This window comes from Rouxiella sp. WC2420 (genome assembly GCF_041200025.1).
GTDB lineage: Bacteria > Pseudomonadota > Gammaproteobacteria > Enterobacterales > Enterobacteriaceae > Rouxiella.
In genome coordinates this window covers 4,190,223-4,216,398 of the sequence record NZ_CP165628.1, presented here as the reverse complement: position 1 = coordinate 4,216,398, position 26,176 = coordinate 4,190,223, and the positions used below count along the sequence as shown (strand labels likewise).

Annotated in this window: 25 protein-coding genes, 1 other RNA gene and 1 pseudogene; 15 read left to right on the top strand and 12 right to left on the bottom strand. The window is 50.7% G+C overall.

Translation table 11 applies throughout. The annotated features are described in order from the left end of the window. Positions 1-133: 133 nt before the first annotated feature. From AB3G37_RS19545 to AB3G37_RS19535, 3 genes are all read left to right on the top strand, one after another. Complete coding sequence (locus AB3G37_RS19545) at positions 134-517, top strand: ComEA family DNA-binding protein (protein ID WP_369788840.1); 384 nt, start codon at positions 134-136, stop codon at positions 515-517. Between the two features lie 133 nt (positions 518-650). After that, positions 651-1,052, top strand: coding sequence for a YbgC/FadM family acyl-CoA thioesterase (locus tag AB3G37_RS19540; RefSeq protein ID WP_369788839.1), 402 nt, complete (start codon positions 651-653; stop codon positions 1,050-1,052). Between the two features lie 91 nt (positions 1,053-1,143). Beyond that, complete coding sequence (locus AB3G37_RS19535) at positions 1,144-2,544, top strand: hypothetical protein (protein WP_369788838.1); 1,401 nt, start codon at positions 1,144-1,146, stop codon at positions 2,542-2,544. A 28-nt stretch (positions 2,545-2,572) separates the two neighbouring features. Here the strand turns inward: AB3G37_RS19535 and queC are convergent, their stop codons facing one another. Then, positions 2,573-3,271: a 7-cyano-7-deazaguanine synthase QueC gene (gene queC, locus AB3G37_RS19530; RefSeq protein ID WP_369788837.1), complete on the bottom strand. Its 699-nt coding sequence runs from the start codon at positions 3,269-3,271 to the stop codon at positions 2,573-2,575. 158 nt (positions 3,272-3,429) lie between these two features. Here queC and AB3G37_RS19525 point away from each other — a divergent pair. Beyond that, a pseudogene (locus AB3G37_RS19525) lies at positions 3,430-3,633 on the top strand (HAD hydrolase family protein); the annotation flags it as partial. 60 nt (positions 3,634-3,693) lie between these two features. Here AB3G37_RS19525 and AB3G37_RS19520 read toward each other — a convergent pair. After that, the gene (locus AB3G37_RS19520) at positions 3,694-4,737 is read right to left on the bottom strand and encodes a PLP-dependent cysteine synthase family protein (RefSeq protein ID WP_009639067.1); all 1,044 of its coding nucleotides are present in this window, start codon (positions 4,735-4,737) and stop codon (positions 3,694-3,696) included. A gap of 127 nt (positions 4,738-4,864) precedes the next feature. Between AB3G37_RS19520 and AB3G37_RS19515 the strand changes: the two genes are divergently transcribed. The 5 genes from AB3G37_RS19515 (at position 4,865) to amtB (ending at position 11,035) form a co-directional block, all read left to right on the top strand. Next, a complete protein-coding gene (locus AB3G37_RS19515) occupies positions 4,865-5,320 on the top strand; it encodes an Lrp/AsnC family transcriptional regulator (protein WP_009639068.1) in 456 nt (151 codons plus the stop codon). A 91-nt stretch (positions 5,321-5,411) separates the two neighbouring features. Next, a complete protein-coding gene (locus tag AB3G37_RS19510; protein WP_369788836.1) occupies positions 5,412-7,181 on the top strand; it encodes a SmdA family multidrug ABC transporter permease/ATP-binding protein in 1,770 nt (589 codons plus the stop codon). A gap of 26 nt (positions 7,182-7,207) precedes the next feature. Continuing rightward, positions 7,208-8,986, top strand: coding sequence for a SmdB family multidrug efflux ABC transporter permease/ATP-binding protein (locus AB3G37_RS19505; RefSeq protein ID WP_369791000.1), 1,779 nt, complete (start codon positions 7,208-7,210; stop codon positions 8,984-8,986). Between the two features lie 355 nt (positions 8,987-9,341). Next, on the top strand, positions 9,342-9,680 hold the full coding sequence (glnK, locus tag AB3G37_RS19500) for a P-II family nitrogen regulator (protein ID WP_009639071.1): 339 nt from the start codon (positions 9,342-9,344) through the stop codon (positions 9,678-9,680). Between the two features lie 68 nt (positions 9,681-9,748). Then, positions 9,749-11,035 (top strand): ammonium transporter AmtB, encoded by a 1,287-nt coding sequence (gene amtB / locus AB3G37_RS19495; protein ID WP_009639072.1) that lies wholly within the window; start codon positions 9,749-9,751, stop codon positions 11,033-11,035. A 157-nt stretch (positions 11,036-11,192) separates the two neighbouring features. On the opposite strand, the gene tesB is transcribed toward amtB, so the two are convergent. Beyond that, positions 11,193-12,059, bottom strand: coding sequence for an acyl-CoA thioesterase II (tesB, locus tag AB3G37_RS19490; protein ID WP_369788835.1), 867 nt, complete (start codon positions 12,057-12,059; stop codon positions 11,193-11,195). 281 nt (positions 12,060-12,340) lie between these two features. Here tesB and AB3G37_RS19485 point away from each other — a divergent pair, with 281 nt between their 5' ends. Next, positions 12,341-12,910, top strand: coding sequence for a YbaY family lipoprotein (locus AB3G37_RS19485; protein ID WP_009639074.1), 570 nt, complete (start codon positions 12,341-12,343; stop codon positions 12,908-12,910). A gap of 108 nt (positions 12,911-13,018) precedes the next feature. On the opposite strand, the gene AB3G37_RS19480 is transcribed toward AB3G37_RS19485, so the two are convergent. Beyond that, positions 13,019-13,327: an MGMT family protein gene (locus AB3G37_RS19480; protein WP_009639075.1), complete on the bottom strand. Its 309-nt coding sequence runs from the start codon at positions 13,325-13,327 to the stop codon at positions 13,019-13,021. Between the two features lie 142 nt (positions 13,328-13,469). Between AB3G37_RS19480 and ffs the strand changes: the two genes are divergently transcribed. Further along, an RNA gene (gene ffs, locus AB3G37_RS19475) (signal recognition particle sRNA small type) lies at positions 13,470-13,566 on the top strand. Positions 13,567-13,610: 44 nt separating this feature from the next. Here the strand turns inward: ffs and AB3G37_RS19470 are convergent. Together AB3G37_RS19470 and AB3G37_RS19465 are read right to left on the bottom strand one after the other, a co-directional pair. Further along, entirely contained in the window at positions 13,611-14,960 is a 1,350-nt protein-coding gene (locus AB3G37_RS19470; RefSeq protein ID WP_369788834.1) for an NCS2 family permease, read from the bottom strand. A gap of 53 nt (positions 14,961-15,013) precedes the next feature. Then, positions 15,014-16,807: an adenine deaminase gene (locus AB3G37_RS19465; RefSeq protein WP_369788833.1), complete on the bottom strand. Its 1,794-nt coding sequence runs from the start codon at positions 16,805-16,807 to the stop codon at positions 15,014-15,016. Between the two features lie 164 nt (positions 16,808-16,971). Between AB3G37_RS19465 and AB3G37_RS19460 the strand changes: the two genes are divergently transcribed. After that, on the top strand, positions 16,972-17,919 hold the full coding sequence (locus tag AB3G37_RS19460; RefSeq protein WP_369788832.1) for a LysR family transcriptional regulator: 948 nt from the start codon (positions 16,972-16,974) through the stop codon (positions 17,917-17,919). A 207-nt stretch (positions 17,920-18,126) separates the two neighbouring features. Here the strand turns inward: AB3G37_RS19460 and AB3G37_RS19455 are convergent, their stop codons facing one another. The 3 genes from AB3G37_RS19455 to AB3G37_RS19445 form a co-directional block, all read right to left on the bottom strand. Then, on the bottom strand, positions 18,127-18,330 hold the full coding sequence (locus AB3G37_RS19455) for an HHA domain-containing protein (protein ID WP_009639079.1): 204 nt from the start codon (positions 18,328-18,330) through the stop codon (positions 18,127-18,129). A 44-nt stretch (positions 18,331-18,374) separates the two neighbouring features. Next, positions 18,375-18,743: an Hha toxicity modulator TomB gene (tomB, locus tag AB3G37_RS19450; protein WP_009639080.1), complete on the bottom strand. Its 369-nt coding sequence runs from the start codon at positions 18,741-18,743 to the stop codon at positions 18,375-18,377. A gap of 291 nt (positions 18,744-19,034) precedes the next feature. After that, on the bottom strand, positions 19,035-19,388 hold the full coding sequence (locus tag AB3G37_RS19445; RefSeq protein ID WP_009639081.1) for a hypothetical protein: 354 nt from the start codon (positions 19,386-19,388) through the stop codon (positions 19,035-19,037). 412 nt (positions 19,389-19,800) lie between these two features. Between AB3G37_RS19445 and AB3G37_RS19440 the strand changes: the two genes are divergently transcribed. The 3 genes from AB3G37_RS19440 to AB3G37_RS19430 are packed head-to-tail and all read left to right on the top strand — an operon-like array spanning position 19,801 to position 22,309. After that, positions 19,801-20,538 carry a metal ABC transporter ATP-binding protein gene (locus AB3G37_RS19440; protein ID WP_369788831.1) on the top strand — a complete coding sequence of 246 codons (738 nt, stop codon included), beginning with the start codon at positions 19,801-19,803 and terminating at the stop codon, positions 20,536-20,538. After that, the gene (locus AB3G37_RS19435; RefSeq protein WP_009639083.1) at positions 20,535-21,392 is read left to right on the top strand and encodes a metal ABC transporter permease; all 858 of its coding nucleotides are present in this window, start codon (positions 20,535-20,537) and stop codon (positions 21,390-21,392) included. The genes AB3G37_RS19440 and AB3G37_RS19435 overlap by 4 nt, the downstream gene beginning before the upstream one ends. A gap of 38 nt (positions 21,393-21,430) precedes the next feature. Then, complete coding sequence (locus tag AB3G37_RS19430) at positions 21,431-22,309, top strand: metal ABC transporter substrate-binding protein (RefSeq protein ID WP_369788830.1); 879 nt, start codon at positions 21,431-21,433, stop codon at positions 22,307-22,309. 134 nt (positions 22,310-22,443) lie between these two features. Here the strand turns inward: AB3G37_RS19430 and ykgO are convergent, their stop codons facing one another. From ykgO to acrB, 3 genes are all read right to left on the bottom strand, one after another. Then, positions 22,444-22,584: a type B 50S ribosomal protein L36 gene (gene ykgO, locus AB3G37_RS19425; RefSeq protein ID WP_009639085.1), complete on the bottom strand. Its 141-nt coding sequence runs from the start codon at positions 22,582-22,584 to the stop codon at positions 22,444-22,446. Positions 22,585-22,602: 18 nt separating this feature from the next. Then, the gene (locus AB3G37_RS19420; protein WP_009639086.1) at positions 22,603-22,857 is read right to left on the bottom strand and encodes a type B 50S ribosomal protein L31; all 255 of its coding nucleotides are present in this window, start codon (positions 22,855-22,857) and stop codon (positions 22,603-22,605) included. A 169-nt stretch (positions 22,858-23,026) separates the two neighbouring features. Then, the gene (acrB, locus tag AB3G37_RS19415) at positions 23,027-26,176 is read right to left on the bottom strand and encodes a multidrug efflux RND transporter permease subunit AcrB (RefSeq protein ID WP_369788829.1); all 3,150 of its coding nucleotides are present in this window, start codon (positions 26,174-26,176) and stop codon (positions 23,027-23,029) included.

Genomic DNA, 26,176 nt, shown 5'->3' with positions numbered 1-26,176 from the left:
AGCCTGAGTGCAACACTCTGCAATACCTAAAGGCCGCTTTCGCGGCCTTTTCCATTTCTGACTTCTGCCGTTTGTTATTCAATTCCCATTGCGACACTCTGTCCGTGCTGTCAACAACACGGAGGATTACAGCATGAAAAAACTATCAATCACTACACTGACACTAGCTTTGGGACTCGCAGTTATGCCGTTAAGCGTGCAGGCTGCTACTGAAAGCGCGGCTAAAACTACGTCCTCGACCAGTGTCGAAAAATCGGTAAGCAAAGACAAAAAAGCCGCTACGCCAGCGGCAAAAGAAGCGGCTACAGCTAACGCCGAGGAGGAAAAGGTCAGCCTGAACAATGCCAGCGCAGCAGAGCTATCAAAGGTTCTTAATGGCGTGGGCTTAAAAAAAGGACAGACCATCGTTGAATATCGTGAGGAGATGGGACCCTTTACCAATATTGACCAGCTACAGGAAGTGCCTGGAATTGGCCCCGGTTTATTCAAGCGTAATCAGTCCCGTTTGAAATTGTGATACGGATCGCGGCGATGAGCGAGAAGCTTTTTTCGCCGCGTTCTTCTGCTAACCTGAAAGAAGTCTGACCAGTTGGCGTTGTCCTGCTGACATCGCCAGTTATTAAATTTTTTTAAATCGGCAGGTTCACTGTATGCAAACAACTATTAAGGTTCGTGGGTTTCATATTGATGTTTATCAACACGTTAACAATGCCCGCTATTTAGAGTTTCTTGAAACGGCACGCTGGGAATGGCTGGACAACAAAGAAGGCTTCCAGTGGATGGCGCAAAACAATATCGCCTTCATCGTGGTCAACATCAATATCAACTATCGCAAACCGGCGGTGCTTGGCGATCTGCTGCAAATCGACAGCAGGCTCGAGCAATTAAATGGCAAGAGCGGCGTGCTCAAACAGGTTATTACCTGTAAAGGAGAGGCCGTTTCCGACGCCATGCTCACGTTTGTCTGCGTTGATCTAAAAACTCAGAAGGCGTTGTCGCTGGAGGGAGAGCTTAGAGAAAGGCTACGTGAGTTGGAGGAAGAAAGAACGTAATAAGCGTTTCTTTATATAGTTGCGCCTTAAGTCAGGGCAGAATATCGCCCGAGATGAGCTTAACCTTTCAACTGACAGGCGCGATAAGACTATGTTGTCACCTACAAGCAAAGGGGTATTTGTTCAATCTCCCCTGATTACCACTACCTCTACTTTTCCCGGCTCTTTTACCCAGAATGTGATCACTACGCAGCAGGCGGCAGCATTTACTTCAATTTGCTCTAACCAGCCCCTAATATCTGGAAATTTAAGGGTGCAGGCAGCCGAGACATTCAGTTTAGGTGCGACACTGTCGCCACGAGAGTCTGTCAAGAAAATAGACAAGCACCTGATTATTAAATGGCGTGATATGACCGTTGAACAAAGAAAGGAGGCCGGTGGTACCGCGGGCTATGCCAATTTGCACGGTATCGACTCCGGCGTTATGAAATACCTGATAAACGGCAACGGCCTCACCCCGCAGGGGCTTAATCAGATTTTATCAGTGGGCATTCCTCGTGTTGAACCCCAACATATGCATACCTGGTTGAACATGTCAGCTCACGAAAAAGAGGCTATGGGCGGAGTCAATGGATTTGCATTGCACAATCAACTCAACGTACGGGGGTTAAAACGGTTCATAAATCGTAATGGTTTGACCCAGATGGGCATGCAGAGGCTATCAAAAGAAAAGCTAATTTCGGTAAGCACGAGCCATCTGAAAAAATGGCTGAGCATGACATTAGTGGAACGGGAGGAATGCGGCGGGGCTAAAGGTTTTGCCTTTACCCATCATATCTGCATGACGCAGTTTAAAAAGATGGTAAATATGCAGGGGCTGACCGATTTTGGTCGGCAGAAAATCGAAGTTAACGACGCCCGTATTACCGAATCTCATCTGCGTACCTGGCAGTCGATGACCCTCGAAGAAAAACATCAGGCAGGCAGTGTGACGGGGTTTGCCTGTAGACAGCGTATAAGCGTATTCAATTTTCAGCAATACGCCAATATGAAGGGATTGACCGCGATGGGGTTGCAGCGTCTTGAACGCTCTATCATTAAACCCGTCTCAAAAAGTCATCTTGCTGAATGGTTTAGCATGACCCCTATTGAGCGCAAGAATGAGGGCGGCACGGTAGGCTTTGCTCTCAAGCGAAAGATTGCACTGGGTTCTTTCAAGAATCTCGCTAACGGCAGTGGCCTGCTTTTGCTTGGTTTGCAAAGATTATTCCCCCATAGCATGACGAGAGTAGAGCAACTGCACCTTGAGGAATGGCAGTCTTTAACGGTAAAAGAACGGCTGGATATTGGCGGAGCGACGGGCTATGCCAGAAAGAAGCAAATTAACCTTGGGGTATGGAGAAATTTGGCGTTAAACAGCGGATTAAACAAGAAGGGAGAGAAAAAATTAAAAGAGATAAAAGAGGCCAGCGATATTTATCGTTCTTTAGGCCCCTCGATGACTGAATATCTCTCTTCATTTACCACACTACAGGCCCTGCAAAAAAAATAGAGTGGGCCTGGATCAACAGTCTGTCAGCTTAAACCAGACCGGTTTTTTGTTTCATGCTGGCGTTAACCGCCTCGGGTGCCTGCTGATATTCCTCAAGGCCCTTGGCACGCAGGTGGCACGCTGCACATTCGCCACAGCCGTCGCCAGCAATTCCGTTGTAGCAGGTCAGGGTCTGGTTGCGGACAAGCGGCAATTTGCCGTAGTAGTCTGCCAACGCCCAGGTTTCTGCTTTGTTTAGCCACATCAACGGGGTTTCAAAGCGAATATCGCGAGCAATGCCCAGAGTAACGGCGTGATTAAGGGCCTTAACAAATTCGTCGCGACAGTCCGGATAACCTGAGAAGTCAGTTTCACAGACACCAGTAATCACGGCTTCTGCCTGCACCTGATAGGCGTAAATTGCCGCCAGCGTCAGGAAGAGAATATTGCGTCCCGGCACGAAGGTGCTCGGCAAGCCGTTTTCTTCATTTTCACCAAATTGCGGAACCGGAATGTTATTGCGAGTCAGGCTGCTAACCGCCAGTTCATTAAGCAATCCGACATCGAGCACCTTGTGCGCTTTTGCACCCAGCTCCAGCGACAGCTTTTGGGCGATATCTATTTCGGCGCGATGGCGTTGGCCATAATCAAAAGTGATGCAATGTACTTCATCATATTGGGTGAGCGCCTGCACTAAACACGTGGTCGAGTCTTGCCCGCCACTAAAGACCACAACGGCTCTTTTCATCTTAAATACCTTTTTAATTGTTCAGGCTGCAAGGGGTAAACAGCTTATGATGGCGGTATGTTACTGTCGTTTTGAAGACGTTAATAGCAAAAATCAATCATCTTGGCTCGTGGGCGGTGGCAATCAGGCCTGGCCTGCGATGAACTGTCAATCGAGCCTGCATGGTGTTTGGCGATGCGATTAATGATGGTGAAATGCTGCTAAGCGTCTGGCGAGGGTGGGTAATGGGCAACGCTTTACCGCTTTTGAAGCAGCACGTTGGTCGTCTTGAGGTCATTGGTCATTGCAAGGATCTGGCGGTCTCGCACTTTTTACAACATTGGCTGAATTCACCAGGCTTGGGTTATTCCCCCGAATACTAAGGCATTGCAGCTAGCCGACGTGAAAGCGCCGGCTTTTTTGCTCTTTACTCTTGGTTAAGATCAGCGCAAACCGGTAAGTTTTTCACGGTACGGCGACAGACAGCCAAGATTTTCTGCCACCCAGTGCGGATTAAAATAGGTATGCTGGTAACGCTCACCGCTGTCGCAAATCAGCGTGACGATTGAGCCTTTTTCGCCCCGTTCGCGCATCTCTTCTGCCAACTGTAATGCCCCCCAGACATTGGTGCCGGTAGAACCGCCAACCTTGCGGCCAAGCATAATTTCAAGCCAGTGTACGGTCGCAACGCTTGCGGCGTCAGGGACTTGCATCATGCGGTCAATCACGCCAGGGATAAATGAAGGCTCGACCCGAGGACGACCAATACCCTCGATACGGCTACTGCACTGAGCCACTAACTCTTTATTACCTTGTTGATAACAATCGTAAAAAACCGAGTTCTCCGGATCAACGACGACTAATTCAGTTTGGTGGCCCTGATAGCGAATATAGCGCCCCAGAGTCGCCGAGGTGCCGCCGGTTCCGGCGCTCATCACTAGGTAGCGCGGCACAGGGCAAGGCTCCAGTTCCATCTGGCGATAAATGCTTTCGGCGATGTTGTTATTGCCACGCCAGTCGGTAGCCCGTTCGGCGTAGGTAAACTGGTCCATGTAATGACCATTCAGTTCAGTTGCCAACTGTTCGGAAGCAGCATAAATCTGGCTGGAATTTTCTACAAAATGGCAACGCCCGCCGTAAAACTCAATTTGCTGGATTTTGCGCGGAGCAGTGCAGGCTGGCATTACCGCGATAAACGGCAGACCCAGCAGTCGGGCAAAATAGGCTTCTGAAATCGCTGTACTACCGGATGAGGACTCTATAATTGGCGTGTTTTCTTTAATCCAGCCGTTACACAGGCCGTATAAAAATAGTGAACGCGCCAGGCGGTGTTTCAGGCTGCCGGTCGGATGAGTACTTTCATCTTTAAGATACAGTGAAATTCCCGGAAAATCGGCAATGTTCAGGCGAATTAAATGAGTATCGGCAGAGCGGCGAAAATCCGCATCGATTTCTTTGATTGCGTTTTTGACCCAGCAGTCGTTCATGGTGTTTTCCCTGGGGGAATAAATGTTGTTTTGTTTGTCGTAGCTTACCTTGGTGCTGGGGAAAAAAGGTTGCTATTTTTCATCGTAAACGGCAATTTTGTAGAAAATATTTCTCTGGAATGGACTAATGATAGATAAAACTGACCGCAAGCTGCTGGCCCTGTTGCAGCAGGACTGCACTCTTTCTCTAAACGAACTGGCGGAAGCTGTAAATCTGACTTCGACACCCTGCTGGAAAAGAATAAAACGACTGGAGGAAGAGGGGATCATTTTGGGCAAAGTTGCGCTGCTCGACGGTGATAAGCTCGGCCTCAGCCTGACCGCTTTTGTGCGCATTAAAACCCAGCAGCACAGCAGCCAGTGGTATCAAAATTTTGTCGCACAGGTGGAGTCTTTCCCTGAGGTGCTGTCTTTTTATCGCATGGCGGGTGAATTTGACTACCTGATGCAGGTGCAAGTTGCAGACATGAAAAGCTACGATAACTTTTATAAAAAGTTGGTCAGCGCCGTACCAGGCCTGCTGGATGTGACATCAAACTTTGCCATGGAACGCATAAAGTCGACCACGCATTTGCCTCTTTAGGCAAAAAAGTTTCGTAAGAATGAGCGGTTATTGGTGGTATCCTAACGCCGGAAATAAGAGACTTTACAATTAAAATCATGGAAAAATCTGCGTGAGACTGTTTGCCCAACTGGCCTGGTACTTCCGTCGCGAATGGCGAAGGTATCTGGGAGCCGTCGCTCTGTTAATCGTTATCGCCATCCTGCAACTTTTGCCGCCTAAGCTGGTGGGCATCATTATTGATGGTGTCACCGGTAAGACGCTGCCCGCAAACAAATTATTCTTCTGGCTGGGCCTGATTCTGGGCACGGCCATTCTGGTTTATCTGCTGCGCTATGTGTGGCGCGTGCTGCTGTTTGGTGCGTCATATCAGTTGGCGGTAGAACTGCGTCAAAATTTCTATCGCCAGCTTAGTCGCCAGCATCCGGCTTTCTATTTACGCCATCGTACCGGTGACCTGATTGCCCGCGCCACTAACGACGTCGATCGCGTAGTGTTTGCCGCCGGGGAAGGGGTGCTGACGCTGGTCGATTCTCTGGTGATGGGGCTGGCAGTGTTAATTGTGATGGCAACGCAAATCAGCTGGGAACTGACCCTGCTGTCGCTGGTGCCGATGCCGATTATGGCCGCTGTGATTAAACGTTATGGTGATCAACTACATCAGCGTTTTAAGGTTGCACAGGCGGCGTTTTCTTCGCTTAACGATCAGGCGCAGGAAAGCCTGACCAGCATCCGCATGATTAAGGCATTTGGTCTCGAAAACCATCAGTCTTCACAGTTTGCCGATGTGGCGCAGGACACAGGGCTTAAAAACATGCGCGTGGCGCGTGTCGATGCTCGTTTTGATCCGACAATTTATGTCTCTATCGGCATGGCTAACATGCTGGCCATTGGTGGCGGTAGCTGGATGGTGGTTAACGGGCATCTGACACTGGGGCAATTGACCAGCTTTGTGATGTATCTCGGGCTGATGATTTGGCCGATGCTGGCGCTGGCTTGGATGTTTAACATTGTTGAACGTGGAAGCGCAGCCTATAGCCGTATTCGCAGCCTGCTGCAGGAAGCGCCTTGCGTACTGGACGGCACTCGGCCGTTGTCGGCGGAACGCAGCGAGCTGGAGGTGAACATCGAAAGCTTCCTTTATCCGCAGACTAACGCGCCGTCTTTGCATGACGTGCAGTTTACCCTGCAGCCGGGCAATATGCTTGGGCTGTGCGGGCCAACTGGCTCGGGAAAAAGTACCCTGCTTGCGCTTCTGCAACGCCAGTTTGACGTCACTCAGGGCAGCATTCGCTATCAGGGCAAGCCGCTGAGTGAAGTGCTGCTCGATGACTGGCGATCAAGGTTGTCAATCGTCAGTCAAACGCCGTTTTTATTCTCTGATACCGTGGCGCAAAACATCGCGCTGGGGCGTCCCGACGCAACTCAGGAACAGATCGAGCAGGCGGCAGAAATGGCCTGCGTGCATCAAGACATTCTTCGTCTGCCGCAGGGTTATGACACCGAGGTCGGCGAGCGCGGCGTGATGCTGTCCGGCGGCCAAAAGCAGCGCATTTCCATAGCCCGCGCGCTGCTGCTCGATGCAGAAATCCTGATCCTCGATGATGCGCTGAGCGCCGTCGATGGCCGCACGGAGCACCAGATTTTGCAAAACTTGCGCCAGTGGGGCAGTGATAAAACGGTGATCATTAGTGCGCATCGTCTGTCAGCTTTGGTCGATGCCAACGAGATTCTGGTATTTACCAAAGGTGGCATCGTGCAGCGCGGCGACCATGAAACGCTGGCGGCCAGCGCCGGCTGGTATCGTGATATGAATCGTTATCAACAGCTTGAAGCGGCGCTGGATGATGTTCCTGCCTCACAGGAGCCGGTGAATCAATGAGTCAGATTCTTTCAAAAAATCCACCGATGAAAAAGATCAAGCTTTGGCCAACCCTGAAACGCCTGCTGGTGTATGGGAAATCCTATCGCCGTCCGCTGAGTATCGCAGTGATCATGTTGTGGATCGCCGCAGCGGCCGAAGTGCTGGGTCCAATTTTAATTAGCTATTACATCGACCATTATGTTTCCAAAGGACTCTTGCCGCTGGGCATGGTCAGTCTGTTGGCGATCACTTTTATTTTGCTGCAAATTCTGGCCGCCAGCCTGCATTATTCTCAGGCGTTGCTGTTCAACCGCGCTGCCGTGGGAGTCGTTCAGCGCCTGCGAACCGAAGTGATGGACGCCGCATTGCGTCAGCCGCTGAGCGCCTTTGATACCCAGCCGGTGGGGCAACTTATTTCTCGCGTCACAAACGACACCGAGGTCATCCGTGATCTTTACGTTACCGTGGTTTCTACCGTGCTGCGCAGCATTGCATTAATTGGTGCGATGCTGGTGGCGATGTTTCTGCTCGACTGGCGCATGGCGCTGATTGCCATGTGTATTTTCCCGGCGGTGCTGGTGGTAATGGCGCTGTATCAAGTTTACAGCACGCCGGTGGTTCGTCAGGTGCGTACCTATTTGGCCGACATTAATGACGGTTTTAACGAAGTGATTAACGGCATGGGCGTGGTGCAGCAGTTCCGCCAGCAGAAGCGTTTTGGTGAACGCCTGACCCGTGCCAGCCAGTCGCACTACCTTGCGCGCATGAAAACGCTGAAGCTGGAAGGCTTTTTGCTGCGCCCGTTGTTAAGTCTTTTTGGTTCGCTGATTCTATGCGGCCTGCTGGTGCTGTTTGGCTTTAGCGAAGAGGGCAGCATCGGCGTCGGCGTTTTGTATGCTTTTATCAACTATCTATCTCGACTTAACGAACCGCTGATCGCCCTGACGTCACAACAGTCGATAATGCAGCAGGCGGTGGTCGCCGGTGAGCGTATTTTCGATTTGATGGACCGCTCGCAGCAGGAGTACGGCGAAGATGCCAAACCACTGACCAGCGGCGAAATCGATTTTCGTGACGTGAGTTTTGCCTATCGTGACGACCAGTGGGTGCTGGAGAATATTTCTCTGCACGTTCCATCGCGCGGCTTTGTGGCTCTGGTCGGGCATACCGGCAGCGGTAAAAGTACTCTTGCCAACTTGCTGATGGGCTACTATCCGCTAAACAAAGGCGAAATCCTGATCGACGGCCGCTCGCTGACGTCTTTGTCTCACAGCTGTCTGCGAAAAGGCGTGGCGATGGTGCAGCAAGACCCTGTGGTGCTTGCCGAAACAGTGCTCGCCAACGTGACTCTGGGTCGTGATGTTAATGAAGCGCAGGTCTGGCACGCGTTGGAAACCGTCCAGCTGGCACCGCTAATAAAAGCCATGCCTGAGGGGATTCATACCATTCTCGGCGAACAAGGCAATAATCTGTCGGTCGGGCAGAAACAATTATTGGCGATGGCGCGCGTTCTGGTGCAAGCCCCGGAAATTTTGATCCTCGACGAGGCAACGGCAAATATTGACTCCGGTACGGAACAGGCAATTTCACGCGCTCTGCGAGCGATCAGACAACAGACCACGCTGGTGGTGATTGCTCACCGACTTTCGACTATCGTTGATGCCGATAACATTCTGGTTTTGCATCGCGGTCAGGCAGTCGAGCAGGGCAGCCATTTTCAGCTGTTGCAGGAAAAAGGCCGCTACTATCAGATGTATCAGTTGCAGCTTGCCGGTGAAGAGTTAGCCACCGCAGAGCAGGGCGAAACCATGCCATTGGCATAATTAAAATACGCCCAGCCAATAATTTCAGCTCGGGCGTATACCTGCCAAAGGCATTTTCAACTCTGGTGTTTTATCCCCACGCACCATCTTCATGCATCGCATCAGCATGCTCTCATACTTCTGCACTATTTTTGACCTGCATGCACCAAATTAGTGCTTAATCATCGGCGCTTTTATTATTGCCTTGCGCAGGATCCTTGCCAAAGTGACTCCTAATTATTCTGGAAATGCCGCTGGCTGGGGTTAATGGGCTGAATCGATAACATTAGACACATTTGGCACATCCTTTGCTTTATCCAAATCGTATCGGGCGTGAGTCGTATCACGATAAGCTCTTAATTTAAGGAGTGGCAAAATGAAGCTGGTTACTGTGGTGATCAAACCTTTCAAGCTGGAAGACGTGCGTGAAGCACTGTCTGCTGTGGGCATTCAGGGGCTGACCGTAACAGAAGTCAAAGGTTTTGGTCGCCAAAAAGGTCATGCGGAGTTGTATCGTGGTGCTGAGTACAGCGTCAACTTCCTGCCAAAAGTAAAAATTGATATCGCGATCGCCGACGATCAGCTCGATGAAGTTATCGACGTGATAAGCAAAGCGGCCTACACCGGCAAGATCGGTGATGGCAAAATTTTCGTTGCCGAATTGCAACGCGTTATTCGCATCCGTACCGGCGAAACCGACGAAGCAGCACTGTAATTAAAGACTCGGTGATTAGCACTAGAACAGTGGAACTCTGATCGTAGAGAAATAGGGGTAGACTAATAATGAAAAAACTTTTATCCATGATGGGGCTGGCTGCGGTTGCTATGCTGCCTTCGCTTGCGATGGCTGCCGACCCGGTTGCCAATGGCGCCGATAATGCCTTCATGATGATTTGTACGGCTCTGGTTTTGTTTATGACCGTCCCTGGCGTGGCGCTGTTCTACGGCGGCTTGCTGCGTTCTAAAAACGTATTGTCGATGCTGACTCAGGTCATCGTCACTTTTGCTCTGGTTTGCGTACTGTGGATGCTGTATGGCTACAGCCTGGCATTCAGCACCGGTAACGCTTTCTTCGGCGGTTTCAGCAATGCCATGCTGAAAGGTATCGGTCTGACCTCAGTCACCGGAACCTTCTCTCAGCTGATCCACGTTGCTTTCCAATGCTCTTTCGCGGCGATTACCGTTGCGCTGGTGGTTGGCGGTATCGCTGAACGTGTTCGCTTCTCTGCGGTTCTTATCTTCACCGTGATTTGGCTGACCTTCTCCTACATTCCAATTGCACACATGGTATGGGCTGGCGGTTTCCTGGCGGCAGACGGCGCGCTGGACTTCGCGGGCGGTACCGTTGTTCATATCAACGCAGCGAGCGCGGGTCTGGTCGGTGCTTATCTGTTGGGCAAACGTGCTGGCTTCGGTAAAGAAGCCTTCAAACCACACAACCTGCCAATGGTATTCACTGGTGCTTCAATCCTTTATGTTGGCTGGTTCGGCTTTAACGCCGGTTCGGCAAGTGCTGCAAGCTCAACAGCGGCACTGGCGTTCCTTAACACTGTAATGGCCACCGCAGGCGCGATCCTGTCATGGGTATTCGTAGAGTGGATGGTTCGCGGTAAACCTTCGCTGCTGGGCGCTTGCTCAGGCGCTATCGCCGGTCTGGTTGCTATCACACCAGCCTGTGGTACCGTCGGCGTGGGTGGTGCTCTGATTATCGGTCTGGTAGGCGGCGTTGCTGGCCTGTGGGGTGTTGTCACCCTGAAAAAATGGCTCAACGTGGACGATACCTGTGACGTGTTCGGCGTTCACGGCGTGTGCGGTATCGTAGGTTGTATCCTGACCGGCGTATTCAGTGCCAGCTCTCTGGGCGGTACCGGTTATGCAGAAGGCGTGACCATGGGTCACCAGGTTTGGATCCAGTTGCTGAGCGTAGTGGTGACTCTGGTCTGGTCAAGCGTTGTAGCGTTCATCGCTTACAAAATTGCTGACATGGTTGTGGGTCTGCGTGTTCCGGAAGAACAAGAGCGCGAAGGTCTGGATGTTAACAGCCACGGCGAAAATGCCTACAATCAGTAATACAAGCCAGTAATATGAGCCAGTAATACAAGCGAATAAAATACGGCAGTAAAACAGGCTGGCTCAATTATAAAATATTCCGTACAAACGGATAATGATGAGATAGCAAAAGGGGGCGATATGATATCGCCCCCTCTTTTTTGGCTGCACGCCCTGATTATTCAGCCTGACGCTGGCGCATTACTCCTTCTTGCACCGTTGAGGCGACCAGCACGCCGTCACGAGTATAAAACTGTCCCCTGACAAAGCCCCGCGCGCCTGAAGCCGAAGTGCTTTCAATGCTGTACAACAGCCATTCGTCGAGGCGGAAAGGGCGATGGAACCACATCGAATGGTCGATAGTTGCGACCTGCATTCCTGGCTCAAGGAAGCCGACGCCGTGTGGTTGTAACGCGGTAGGCAAGAAATTGAAATCCGAAGCATAGCCCAGCAGATACTGATGAATGCCTAAATCATCGGGCATCTCGCCGTTGGCTTTGATCCAGATCGCGCGTTCCGGCAAGTCTTTATGGCCCTGTAGCGGGTTATGGAATTTCACTGGCCGCATCTCGATTGGCCGCTGACCCAAAAACTTTTCGCGAAATTTCTCGGGGATCAGATGCGCAAACTGCTGCGCTATTTCTGATTCGGACATCAGTGTTTCCGGTGGCGGGACAACCGGCATCGTGTTCTGGTGCTCGAAGCCCGGTTCCTGACTTTGAAAAGACGCGGTCATGTAAAAAATCGGCTTGCCGTTTTGTACTGCTTTAACCCGACGAGCGCTGAAGCTGTTGCCATCGCGCAGGATCTCAACGTCGTAAATAATCGGTTTGCTGCTGTCACCTGGACGCAGAAAATAGCTATGAAAAGAATGGACTATGCGATCGTTGGGCACGGTTTGCTTGGCGGCATACAAGGCCTGACCGACCACCTGTCCGCCAAACACCTGGCGCAACCCGAGATCTTCACTTTGACCACGAAACAGCCCTTCTTCTATGCTCTCAAGATTCAGCAAATTTAATAAATTATTTAGCGTCTGACTCATGGCTAGCCTCGTCAAAGTAAAATATTTTCCCGTCAAATTACACGTATGAATTATGGCAGGAGTGGGCGGTAAATCCCGCTAATAGGTTGTCTCAGCAAGGTTTACATCATTGATGATAGTGGATACTTTTTCTCGGCAGAAGGGGGCTTTCTCCCATCGGTAGGAAAAAATCGGATTTATGTGCCATAGTTATTAATACGAGTGGTTAAATTAACTATTCCAATCAAATTGACATGTATAAATCGATGTCGAAAAGATGATCCTTAAAGGAGTACGATCTTATGAAACTTTGGCAGATAGTAGGTGGGACCGCGCTGTCTTTTGCAATTGCCGGATGTTCTTCACATCAGCCGACACCGCCACCAGCTTCACCTAATTCGACCGCTAGCTCGTCTTCAAGTCCAGCAATAACAGGGCCTAACGTATCCGGGGTTGTGAATATATCTCAAGCTATAGCTCTGCCGCCAGACGCAGTACTGACGGTGACGTTGTCGGATGCTTCAGTTCCTAATGCTCCTTCTCGCATAATCGCGCAGAAAGTGGCGCGCACTCAAGGGAAGCAGGCTCCGTTTAGCTTCATCCTGCCGTTCAACCCACAGGATATTCAGCCAAATGCGCGAATCTTGCTGAGTGCAGCAGTGACCATGAACAATCGTGTAGTGTTTATCACTGATAACATCAAAGAAGTGATCACCGATGCGCAGGGAACACGCGCCGACCTGAATCTGGTGCCGGTACCTTCTGTGCCTGTTGCGACTAAACCAGCCGGTTTAGGCCCTATGGGCAATCCGATGACCAATGGTTCTAACAGCGCCCCAATGCCACCTATGGCTCCGACCTCAAGCTGGTAATCACTGATTATCGCCTGATCCTGTACTTCTCCTCAATTCGGGGGAAGTACAGGATAGTCAAACGAGTGACTTCCTCTGCTTGCAGGGGAAGTTTTGACCCTTTGGAAATTAGTATTTCCAGCCAAACTTTAGTAAATCAATTTTCCCTTCATTAAAGACAATCCCTTCCTCGAGCAGAGCATAGCGCTGCCGTTTGAAATCTTCGCCTTGTTGCGAAATTTCACCATAGCGGTTCACCACTCGATGCCAAGGTAAAGTACTGCCTTCGGGGAGCTTTCTCAGCACGCCGCCAACCTGTCTTGCCGCTCGCGGCGAACCTGCCAGACGAGCAACATCGCCATACGTGGTGACTTGCCCATGGGGAATGGCCGCGAGGATCTGAAATACTCGTTGGCGAAAATTGTCCACTTCTGACATACAAAGCACCTTAAAAAAAGAATTCACCGTTGATTGTATAAGAAAACAACGGTTGTCGGCAGTTAACTTGCTTTTGTTATGGTCATCCGTGATAATGCCCACCGCTTCGCAGTACTGAAGCCGTCAACGTCAATGGGGGCCCTGTTGGTTCTCCCGCAACGCTAACTTGTTAACCAGGTCAGGTCCGGAAGGAAGCAGCCATAGCAGGTGTCGTGTGTGCCGGGATGTAGCTGGCAGGGCCTCCACCAATTCAGCCCTACCTCTTTCTAAAATCCTTCTTGAATCAGTGATGTGTTAGTGTCGCAAAATAGTAAACCAGCGGAATGGCCAGCACATACAGACTAATTGGTACTTCGCGCGCTTTGCCTGCCACGACCTTAATCGCCACATAAAAAAGCAATCCTGCCGCAATACCAGTCCCGAAACTGTTGGCAATCAGTGTTGCCATCACCATCATCAACACCGGCAAACCTTCGGTAAAATTACCTAAATCGACTTTGCGCAGCCCGCTAAACATATTCAGCCCAATTAAAATCAATGCAGGCGCAGTTGCCTCTTTCGGGATCATCAGTGCAATCGGCGTCAGCAGCAATGTCAGCAGGAACATCACCGCCGCGGCCAGCGCCGTAAGCCCGGTTTTTCCTCCTGCCTCTGCTGCTGCAGCGGATTCAATCAGCGCCGTGGCCGCAGGAATGCCGACGATAGGCCCCAACGCGGCGGCGATCGAATCAATCATGAAGGGGCGATTGATATGCTGCATATTGCCCTGTTCATCAAGCAGTCCGGCTTCGCCACCCACTGCCAGAGTCGTTCCCATGGTTGAGAAAAACTCCGAAGCAAAGAAAATAAACAGGAAAGGCAGGAAGGTAATATTGATTGCGCCGAGCAGGTCGATTTTGCCGACCAGCTGCGTCAGCGAGTGCGGGAGGGCGATCCATTGTGCGGGAAGGTGAGTGATGCCAAACGGAATACCGGCCACCGTGGCCAGCAAAATTGCCCAAAGAATGGCTCCCGGCACACGACGTGCCTGCAGGCCAATCGCCAGCAACAGTCCCAAAAGAGCAATTAGCGCGCCCGGTGTGGTGAAATCGCCCAATCCCAGCGCGTGAGTTTTGGCATTGGCTATCACCAGTCCGGCGTTGCGAAAGCCGAGCAGGGCGACAAAAATACCGATAGAAGCTGTCAGGCCAAGCTTGATCGACTGAGGAATCGACCGCGTGACGACTTCGCGCAGGCCCAGTACGGTGAGCAGGAAGAACAAAATTCCTGACCAGCAGGCGATACCCAGACCGATTGGCCAACTTATACCGTCACCGGCCAGCGTGATGCCGACCAGCACCGAGCCGCCAATGCCTGGGCCGACCATAAACGGCAGGTTGGCATAAAACGCCATCAACAAGCTGCCCAACACCAGCACGATGATAGTGCCGGTCAACGCCGCGCCCTTGTCGATGCCACCAACAGCCAGCAGGCCGGGGATGACTATCAGCAGGTAGGCGGCAGCCAAGAAGCCGGTGATCCCGGCAATGCATTCTGTTTTAACGCTGGTCTGACGCTGATAAAGCTTGAAGCGCCGCTGAAGCCAACTGTTGTCAGCTGCGCTGGTGGCGCTTTTAACGGAAGAGTCTGCCATGTTGTGATCCCCTGATCAAAATTGGAATTATTTTATTTTTTATAACGTTGTGATTAAGAAACGGTAACTTCCCAGGCATCGACCAACGGGTCGATAATCTGCCGCGTTGCACCATCGGTGAGTCCTAGATCGGTGAGATGAGGACCAGCATTGCAGGCCAGACAGGTCCCTTCAATCGCCTTGAATACCCGATACGGCGGTTCCCAGTCGGCAATTAGAGCGCTTTTTTCGCGCAGATTATTGAATTGCTCTGCGAGCAGTTTTGTCGGTAAATCAGAGAGCATGCCGGCAATCGGCATCTCTACGCTGGCCAGCAAGGTTTCATTCTGGCTTAGCGCCATACCGCCCCCGCAGGCGATTAGATGATTAGCGGCAATCGCCATATCGGCCGGATTTCTGCCCAGCACCACTAAATTATGGGAATCATGTGAATAGGAGGTCGCGATTGCTCCGCGCAGTTCGCCCCAGCCTTCAAGCAGCGCCATCTGTGGCGTGGCAGGATATTTCCCGTGCCGATGCTGTACCCAGATAAGGCTAAATCCGTCAGGCAGTTGAGCAACCTCGTCGCGAACCTCGACCATCGTTTCGCTCCACTGAGTAAAGCGCGCCCCTTTGATATGCCGTAGTTTGGCTTGTCCGTGTTGAATCCCCGGAATTTTCAGCTGAAAGTCAGATTCGGTGACAGGAGACAGATGCATCGTATCGCGCGGCGGCTGTAATGCCTCTTCTGGCTCAATTTCAGCGGCCAGCATGCTGCCTTGGTCGGCCACGCACATCCCCGCAACAAACACCTTTTGTGGCTGGATTTTTTCCAGCGAGTCGAAGGTAAAGAAGTCAGCGGTTCTGCCTGCGGCAATCAGACCTAAATCAGCGCGTTGCAACCTCAGCGCGGCGTTGAAGGTGGCCATGCGCAGCACGTCTTCGGCGCGCAGACCGCAGTCGATAAGCGTATTGACCAGTGCAATCATGCCGCCTCTTGCCAGCAGGAAATCAGGCGGGACGTCATCGGTGCATAGCGTGATCTGCGAGGATAAATGTGGCAACGTTTTCAGTACATTAACGATATCCGGCAGCAGGTAGGGGTGTGAACCGCGAATTTGCAGATTTAATCCGGCGCGCAGTTTCTCCAGCGCATCGTCGGCAGAGGTTAGTTCGTGATCCGAACCCACTCCCGCCGCCAGATAAGCCTGTAGCTCCTGGCCTTTAAGCCCGCGCGCGTGACCTTCGATCAGTTTTCCACTACGCAGACCGGCAGCCAGAATTTCAAGCATCCGTTCGCTGCCGTTAATTACCCCGTGCATGTCCATCATTTCTGCTACGCCGGCAATCTCGGGCCATTCCAGCATGGTTTGCATTTCCTTGCCGCGAAAATCGGCCCCCGAAGTTTCAAGACCTGGAGTGGACGGCACGCTCGACGGCGCAGCGCAGATTACCCTGAGCGGTAAATTGCGACTGGAATCAACCGCGTAGCGCACGCCTGCCACGCCAAGCACGTTTGCCAACTCGTGAGGATCCCAATAAATCGTGGTGGTGCCTTGTGCGACAACAATCTGGGCATAGCGATGGGCCGGGAGATGAGAGCTTTCGACGTGCACGTGGGTGTCAATCAGCCCAGGTGAAAGATAGGCCTCGGCCAGCTCCAGCGTTTCCAGTGCCGCAAAATCTTCTGAGCAGGGATGCACGCTGGCAATCATTGGACCTATCAGGCCAATATCAACGCGGCGAATTTCTCCGGTAACCATATCAATCAGGCGAGCGTGTTTTAACAGACGGTCGAAAGGAATTTGCCCCATCGCGGCCTGTACCGCACGTCGTCTGAGCGAGATTGCCTGCAGGTCTGCTGTCATTGTATGTTCTGCCCTGGTTGCCATAAAAAGTGAAGGGGGATTAACCCATTGCGCTAATGTAGGCAGCAGTGAAGATATTTAACAGATGATTTATTTTATCGCTGGATAAGATGGGGTTATGCTGGCTGTCACCTTACCCAGCATGACTCTATTTACGGGGACATATGTCAGAACCCTGGCGCCGATTGCCTGCGTTATCGCTAAAGCAGATACAGTATTTCGTGACCCTCGCAGAGCTGCGTAGTTTCACTGCTACGGCGCACCGTTTGGCTATTAGCCAGCCGGCGTTAAGCAGCGCGCTGAGGCAAATCGAATCGGTTTTGGGCGGCAAATTGCTAAACCGCACTGCGCAGTCGGTGACTCTCACCGATCAGGGGCTGGCGATTCTGCCGTATGCCGAAAGAATGCTGAATATTGCGCATAATACCTTTAACGATATGCAGCAGATTATGGCGCAGGGTGGTGACGGAACACTGCGTATCGGACTGGTGCCTTCAGTCAGCACGCTGCTGTTTCCAGCGGTACCGGAACTGCTGGCGACGCATTTTCCCGGTATGCGGGTTGAGTTTCATGACTTGACTAACGATCGTTTGTTGAGCGAGCTGGAGAAGGGGGCAATTGATTTTGGCGTTGGTTCGCTGGACAGCTCCGTGCCTGAGCACGTCGAGTTTTATCCGCTGCTTGAAGACCCTTTTGTGGTGGTGATGCGCAAAGACGATTTGCTGGCTGAGGCCCATCATCTTCCGTGGCGGCATTTGTCACGACGCCCAATTGCCATCTTTCAGAAAGGGAACATCCATCGGCTTGTAAACTCGCTAATTGAGAGCCACCGCTTAAGTTTAAATATCGCTTATCAAGTCGATTTTCAGGAAACCTTATACGGACTGGTGCGCTCAAGGCTGGCACTGGCAATTTTGCCGGAATTATATACCGCCACGCTAAATGATGAAGAATTAACCGTTGTGCATCTTCAACAACCAGAATTAACTCGAACGGTAGCCATGCTGCGTGCGCCTTCGCCATTACGTTCGCCAAAAACTGAGCAATGCTTCGAATATTTGTTACAGGCTTTCCGAGATAAAGTGAAAGTATTGGTTGCTAAAGGAATATAAGACCAAGGCGTGAATAGTTTTGATTATTGGAATGCATTAGAAATATAAATGTGTTAATTGGCTTTAAGACCACAGAATGATTAATTAATAGCAAAAACGGGCACGATGCCGAATGCTATCAGGCACAGCATAGGAATTTTTTTAAGTCTTCAGGTGAGAGCATCGAGCCGATATTGCTATCGGCTCAACGAGGTCATGTGCGAAAAACTAGCGGACGAACTTCCATACGGCGGTAGGGATTTTATCGTACAGCTTATTCATCGTCAGCTCAGCTAAACGATGATCGGCAGCAGAGTAAAACAACTCCAATTCATCATTTGAAAGTTCGTATTTGTTTTTCTCGATGACACGTTCAAGTGTATCAATAGTGGTGCATTTTCTTAAACGCATCAAATAGTCGATTTTGTTCATCATGGCCTTTTCAACAGTATTTATAATCTTTAATAAATTAAGTTTTAAGTTTTCATCAGGGCACACACGTAGTCCCCTGAGAACATTCTGAATAGTCGTTTCTTGGTTTTTTGCCATTGACGTAAATCAGAATCATTTATTCCGTAATTGCTGAACAGGGTATAGGTATCATCGAGATACTCTTCCACCAAGTCGCTAAGATTAGTTTCGTCCGGGTATTTAATTTTAAAGCTCATGATGAAAGAGGCAATATGCTCAATCAGGTCATTCAACTGCAGATTAACTGCTGACGTTGGATCATTGACCCAGCCGTGATGGCTGTCTCCCAGGGTTGCAATTCCTTCATCATACAAATTTTCGTTGAGGAACCGCAGCTGCGCAATATCATGTCGCTTAGGCGAGTACTCATCCATATCATCCCCTCCGTAATGGTTATTCGGTGTGACAACACTCTGTGAGTAAACAAAAACTGTAAATAAACAACAAAATCCGAGCTAACCAGGGACTGCTAGTAAAACGTAATTATCCGATAAAACTAAACTTTAAGGTGCTCAATATTGCGTGCCAGTAACGGAACCAGATTGGATCTTTGTTGATAACCCGGGTCATTATCTTGTCGGAGGATGTAAATCGTGACTTAATAATGCACTCACAATATAAATATAATCTAATTTTTAGAAACTGTGCAAACCTATTACTGAAACTTACAATTCACTCTCAGTACCCGCAGAAGAAAAATCTATTATATCGAACTCCAAACCTTCTGGTTTAACGATAAATGATACTGACTCATTTGAGTTTTCAACTGAGTTTAGGTCAAGGCAACCATTAAAAATGGTCCAGTCAAAAGCGTAACTCATTGAATACGATTGATTATTTAATAGCTCAATGGACGTTATGACTAGTGAATCCGGGGTATAACGGGCATTATACGAGTAATAACTTAAACCGGCAGTTAATGGAACTTCAATCACTTCAATATTAGATTCTATTATCTGCTTTAGTTCCGTAATGCCTGGATTCGTCCCCTTAAAGTTATGGGGAATCAATTTTTTCATAAGAGTTATCTGATCAAAAACTGGTCTAAATGAATTATTGCATATTTTTTTGCCAAAGTGGGAAATGAAACTAAAAAAAACAAGTGTTCCTAATTACTTTAACTGTTTGATTTTAATTGATTTTATGTATTGTTGATAATTAATTACGCTTTGCTGACATCCCTTTATCGCATTATTTCGCAAATTTGCGAGCCAGCTCAATCGGAAGCCAGGCGATTAACCACACTTTCGCAAGGTTTTGCCTCTGCTAACTTGAAAAATCGCTTAAAATATGGTGTTATATTATAACATCTCTAGGGCAATCCATTATGACTAAGACGCTTTTTACCCTTTCTGCATTTTCCCGCTGTGCTATTGCTTTAATTTTATTGGCAATTTTGTGGTCAGGGATCTATTGGGCTATCTCTTTACCATGATAAACATCTCCAACCTCGAAGTGGGCTATGAACGCCGTGCCGTGGCGATGCCATTAAGCGGAACAATTACCGCAGGTTCCCTGACTGCCGTTATTGGTGCCAATGGTGCCGGAAAGTCTACCTTCCTGAAAACGTTGGCTGGCCTGCAACCGCCAATCGCTGGCAGCATCGTTTTTACCGGTCCCTCAAACAAGAATAAACGTCCTCAGCTGGCTTATTTACCTCAGCAAGCCGAACTCGATCGCCAGTTCCCTATCAGCGTTTTTGACCTCGTTGCGATGGGCTGCTGGCCGCAAAGTGGCCTGTTTGGTGGTATCAGCCGTGAGTCTGAGCGTCAGGTGCTTGAGGCACTTGAAACCGTGGGTATGACCGAAATGCGCCATTCTGCGGTGGGCGAACTGTCCGGTGGTCAGCTGCAACGCACGCTGTTTGCTCGTCTGTTGATCCAGCAGGCACCGCTTATCATGCTAGATGAGCCCTTTACTGGCATTGATAGTCAGACCACTCAACTGTTGCTCAAAGTGATAAGCCAGTGGCACGAGCAGGGAAAAACGGTGATCGCCGTTCTGCATGACATTGCCATGGTTGCCCGCCACTTCCCGCAAGTGCTGTTTTTGAGTCAGCAGCAAAATATTTGGGGAACTGCCGACGAGGTGTTGTGCCATTTCCCCCATCGCGATCATGCCTGCATCCTGGCCGACGAGTTCAGCGAGCAGCGGAGAGTTATTTCATGATGTGGTTTCATTTATTAGTCGATCCTTTCGTGCAGTTTGGATTTATGCGCCGCGCACTGATCGCCTGTCTGGCTTTGTCCATCAGCGCTACGCCGTTGGGTGTTTTCCTGTTATTGCGCCGTATGAGTCTGGTTGGCGACGCCTTAAGCCATGCGGTGTTACCCGGTGCGGCCATTGGTTATTTGATTTCTGGAATGTCGCTGGTGGCGATGGGCGTCGGGGGATTTATCGCTGGCCTGGCCGTTGCGATGCTCTCAGGCGTGGTTAGCCGCCGTACTCAACTAAAGGAAGACGCCAGCTTTGCCGGTTTTTATCTCGGATCTCTAGCCCTCGGCGTGACGCTGGTTTCCCTCAAGGGTTCCAGCGTTGACCTGCTGCACGTTTTATTCGGTTCAATTCTGGCGATTGATTCCCATGCTTTACTGATGGTCGGTTCAATCAGCAGCGTCTCATTGCTGATTCTAGCCTGCATTTATCGCGCTTTAGTGATTGAGTCTTTTGATGCGCTGTTTTTGCGCGTGAGTTCCGGCAAATGGCTGGCGGTGATTCAGGGGATATTCCTGGCATTGGTGGTAGTAAACCTGGTCGCCGGTTTCCAGATTTTGGGAACTCTGATGTCGGTGGGATTAATGATGCTACCTGCTGCCAGTGCGCGCTTTTGGGGGCGTGATCTGCCGCATACGCTGCTGATTGCCATGTTCATCGGCATGATTTCCAGCGTGTTTGGGCTTATCTGGTCTTACTATGCCTCGCTGCCTGCCGGTCCGGCAATTGTGCTCAGCGCCAACGTGATTTTCTTTATCTCAGTTCTGTTTGGAACGCGTGGCGGGATGTTGACTGCCTCGCGACGTTAAGCTGTACCAATAAAAGAAGTACTTATAAAGGAGTGGAAATGAAACTTTTACCTGTTGCTCTGTCAGTAGCTGCCCTGCTGTCGAGCCCGCTGGCGATGGCCAAGACGGTGAACGCCGTTGCCAGTTTCTCAATTCTTGGGGATATCGTGCAGGAAGTCGGTGGTGACCACGTCAAAGTCACTAGCCTTGTCGGCCCCGATGGCGATCCGCACAGCTTTGAACCTGCCCCGCGCGACAGCAAAACGCTGTCCACCTCTGACTTGGTGTTTGTCAGCGGGTTGGGTATGGAGGGCTGGATGGATCGCCTGATCACGGCTTCAGGCTATCACGGCAAAGTCATTGTTGCCTCGCAGGGCGTGGATTCACGTCAGATGAAAGACGATGGCAAAGTGGTAACCGATCCACACGCCTGGAACAGCATGGCTAACGGCGTTATTTACGCAACTAATGTGATGAATGCACTGATTGCCGCTAACCCGGAAGATGCTGATTACTACCGTCGGCACGGCGGTGCGTACATTGAAAGTCTGAAAAAACTCGATAGTTGGGCCAGGCAGGAGTTCAGCGGCATCCCGATGAACAAGCGCAAAGTGTTGACCAGCCATGACGCCTTTGGATATTTCGGTAAAGAGTACAGCGTGACCTTCCTGGCTCCGGTCGGTTTCTCTACGGAGTCCGAGGCCAGTGCCAGCGGCGTGGCATCATTGATCACACAGATTAAAGACGAGAAGGTGAAAACCTATTTTATCGAGAATCAGACCGATCCGCGTCTGGTAAAACAGATTGCTGCTGCCACTGGCGCGCAACCGGGCGGTGAGCTGTATCCTGAATCACTTTCTGGCCCACAGGGACCAGCAACGACCTATGAGAAAGCCTTTACTCATAACGTGGAGTCGATTGTCGCCAGTATGAAATAATATTTAACCTCCCCAAAACGCGAATAGCCAATGGGGAGGCATCAAGTTTCCACTTCTTTAAGATGCAACAAAGCCCCGTTGGGCAGCAACGGGGCTTTTTTTATGGTTGGCCAAGCCTCCATCCACGCTGGAAATCAGCGTTTCTTTTTACCACCCTGCACGGCTTTGAAGCGCGGATTGCTTTTGCAAATCACATACAGACGGCCTTTACGCTTGACGATACGGCAATCGGGATGACGATTTTTTGCCGATTTCAACGAACTCAATACCTGCATTTACCTCTCCAAAATAACTTATTTCTTACCCAGGAAGCTGCCAAAACGCTGTTGGAAGCGTGCAGTGCTGCCTTCTTTTGAGAACTCTTTCTGCTTGCCTGTGTAGTACGGATGAGAAGCAGAAGAAATATCCAGGGTGACATACGGGAAGGTTTTACCTTCCAGTTCAATGGTGCGATCGGTCTTTATGGTCGATCCCACATGGAAATACTCGTCAACGCTGGTGTCATGAAAAACCACGGTGCGATAAGCCGGATGAATGTTCTCTCTCATAATAAACCCTAAAATGTAATGTTATACTATAACAATTATTATGCGCGTATTAAGTCGACGCATCAAGCATGAATTAAAAGTTTTTTAGTAATCGACAGCAGAGCAGGGCAGATTTGGCATAAAAAAAGGGCCGCTTGCGCGACCCTTGGGGATACTAAATTTTATTCAGTTAGTGGTGCGGTGTTTCCGTTGGCTGAGTATGGCTCGTTTCCTCGACCTTCTTACCAAAGCGGCGGCGGACCACCACGAAGAACACTGGAACGAAGAAGATAGCCAGCAGAGTCGCGGTGATCATCCCGCCCATTACGCCGGTACCTACTGCGTTCTGCGCGCCGGAACCTGCGCCTGTGCTGATTACCAGCGGCATAACACCGAGAATAAAGGCCAGCGAGGTCATCAGAATCGGGCGTAAACGCATACGTACCGCCTCGAGCGTTGCCTCTATCAAGCCTTTACCTTCTTTATCCATCAAGTCCTTGGCGAACTCGACGATTAAGATGGCGTTCTTCGCCGACAACCCGATGGTGGTCAACAGGCCGACCTGGAAGTACACGTCGTTGCTTAATCCGCGAGCCGTAGCCGCAATCAACGCGCCGACTACCCCGAGCGGCACGACCAGCATGACCGAGAACGGAATCGACCAGCTCTCGTATAGCGCAGCCAGACACAGGAAGACCACAATCAGCGAGATGGCATACAGCGATGGGGCCTGGTTACCGGAGAGCCTTTCCTGATAGGACATACCGGTCCAGTCGAAGCCGATGCCGCTTGGCAGTTTGGAAGCCAGAGACTCCATCATTGCCATCGCTTCACCACTACTCTTGCCCTCAACCGGCTGGCCGAGAATTTCCATCGACGGCAGCCCATTATAGCGCTCAAGACGTGGAGAACCGTATTCCCATTTGGCGGTGGAGAAGGCGGAGAATGGCACCATTTGCCCCGAACTGCCGCGAACATACCAGTTTTCAATGTCTTTAGGCAGCATGCGGAATTTTGCATCACCCTGAACATACACTTTCTTCACGCGACCGCGGTCGATAAAGTCGTTCACATAGCTGCCACCCAGAGAAGCACCGAGCGTGGTATTAATGTCGGAGATTGACACCCCAAGCGCGGTGGCCTTCTCCTGATCGATTTCCAGCTTGTACTGCGGCGTATCTTCGAGACCGTTAGGGCGCACGCCCGACAGCAAATCTGGATGCTGAGCAACTTCGCCCAACAGCTGATTACGCGCCTGGGTGAGTTTGTCGTGCCCAAGGTTCGCCTGGTCAACCAGCTCAAAGTCAAAGCCGGTAGCCGTACCCAGCTCAACAATCGCTGGCAGGTTGAAGGCAAACACCATTGCATCTTTGATTTTGCTGAACTCGCCCATCGCGCGGTCAGTAATTGCTGCGACCTTATTCTCGGCACCGCTGCGCTCGGACCAGTCTTTCAGGCTGACAAAGGCGATACCGGTGTTCTGACCCCGTCCGGCGAAACCAAAGCCGTTAACAGTAAACACCGAATTAACGTTGGCTTTTTCTTTGGTCAGATAATAGTGGGTGACTTCATCAAGCACCTTCTCTGTTCGTTCCTGAGTAGCCCCGGCTGGCAGCTGCGCCATGGTCAGGAACACCCCCTGATCCTCTTCCGGCAGGAAGGAGGTAGGCAGGCGGATAAACAGAAACGCCATGCCGACGACAATCAGCAGATAGATGATCAGATAACGGCCGGTACTGCGTAAAATATTGCCGATGCTGTCAGTGTAATGATGAGTACTCTGCTCAAACTTCTTGTTAAACCAGCCAAAGAAACCAGAGGTTTTACCGTGACTGCCCTTGGCAACCGGTTTGAGCATGGTGGCACACAGCGCCGGAGTCAGAATCAAGGCTACCAGCACTGACAGTACCATCGCCGAAACAATAGTAATCGAGAACTGGCGATAGATAACGCCGGTTGAACCACCAAAGAAGGCCATCGGGATAAATACCGCCGACAGCACCATGGCAATCCCGACCAGCGCGCCCTGAATCTGCCCCATAGATTTTATGGTCGCCTCTTTCGGCGGCAGACCTTCCTCGGCCATCACGCGCTCGACGTTTTCGACCACTACGATGGCGTCATCCACCAATAGCCCTATCGCCAATACCATCCCAAACATCGTCAGGGTATTTATTGAATAGCCAAACGCGGCGATGATCGCGAATGTTCCAAGCAGGACTACCGGCACGGCGATTGTCGGGATAAGCGTAGCGCGGAAGTTTTGCAGGAACAGATACATCACCAGGAATACCAGCACGATAGCCTCTATCAGGGTTTTTACTACTTCCTGAATCGAGATCTTAACAAACGGCGTGGTGTCGTAGGGATAAACGACTTTCAGCCCGCTCGGGAAGAACGGCGACAGTTTCGCCAGCTCGGCTTTGACGGCAGAGGAGGTGTCGAGGGCATTGGCATTGGTCGCCAGTTTAATCCCCAGCCCGGCTGCCGGCTGGCCGTTAAATCGCGCAATAACGTCGTAACTTTCACCGCCGAGTTTGATATCTGCTACGTCTTTCAGGCGCACCTGCGAGCCGTCAGGATTCACTTTTAGAATGATCTGACCGAATTCGTCTGCCGATTTCAAACGGGTCTGGGCAACAATCGATGAGTTGAGCTGTTGGCCCGGTACCGGTGGCGTTCCGCCCAGCTGACCCGCGGCTACCTGGTTGTTCTGCACGGTAATGGCGCTGATTACGTCAACCGGAGTCAGCTGATAGTTGTTCAGCTTGTTCGGGTCCATCCAGATACGCATCGCATACTGCGCACCAAATAGCTGAACGTCACCGACGCCCGAGGTACGGCTGATAGGGTCTTTAATATTGGAAGCGACGTAATCGGCGATGTCGTCCTGCGTCATGTTGCCGTCTGACACAAAGCCGGCAACCATCAGGAAGCTACTGCTCGATTTCTGAACGCTAATCCCCTGTTGCTGCACTTCTTGCGGCAACAGCGGCATCGCCAGTTGGAGTTTGTTCTGTACCTGAACCTGCGCGATATCCGCGTCAGTACCGGATGTGAAAGTCAGGGTGATTTGTACCGCACCAGAGGAGTCACTGGTGGATGACATATACATCAGGTTATCGATACCGTTCATGTTCTGTTCGATAACCTGAGTGACTGTATCCTGTACCGTTTGTGCATCGGCGCCAGGGTAATTTGCCGTCAGCTCGATAGCCGGCGGCGCAACCGTAGGATATTGTGCAATAGGTAATTTAAGGATCGACAGACCCCCGGCCAGCATGATGATGATGGCAATTACCCAGGCAAATATCGGGCGTTGTATAAAGAAATTAGCCAT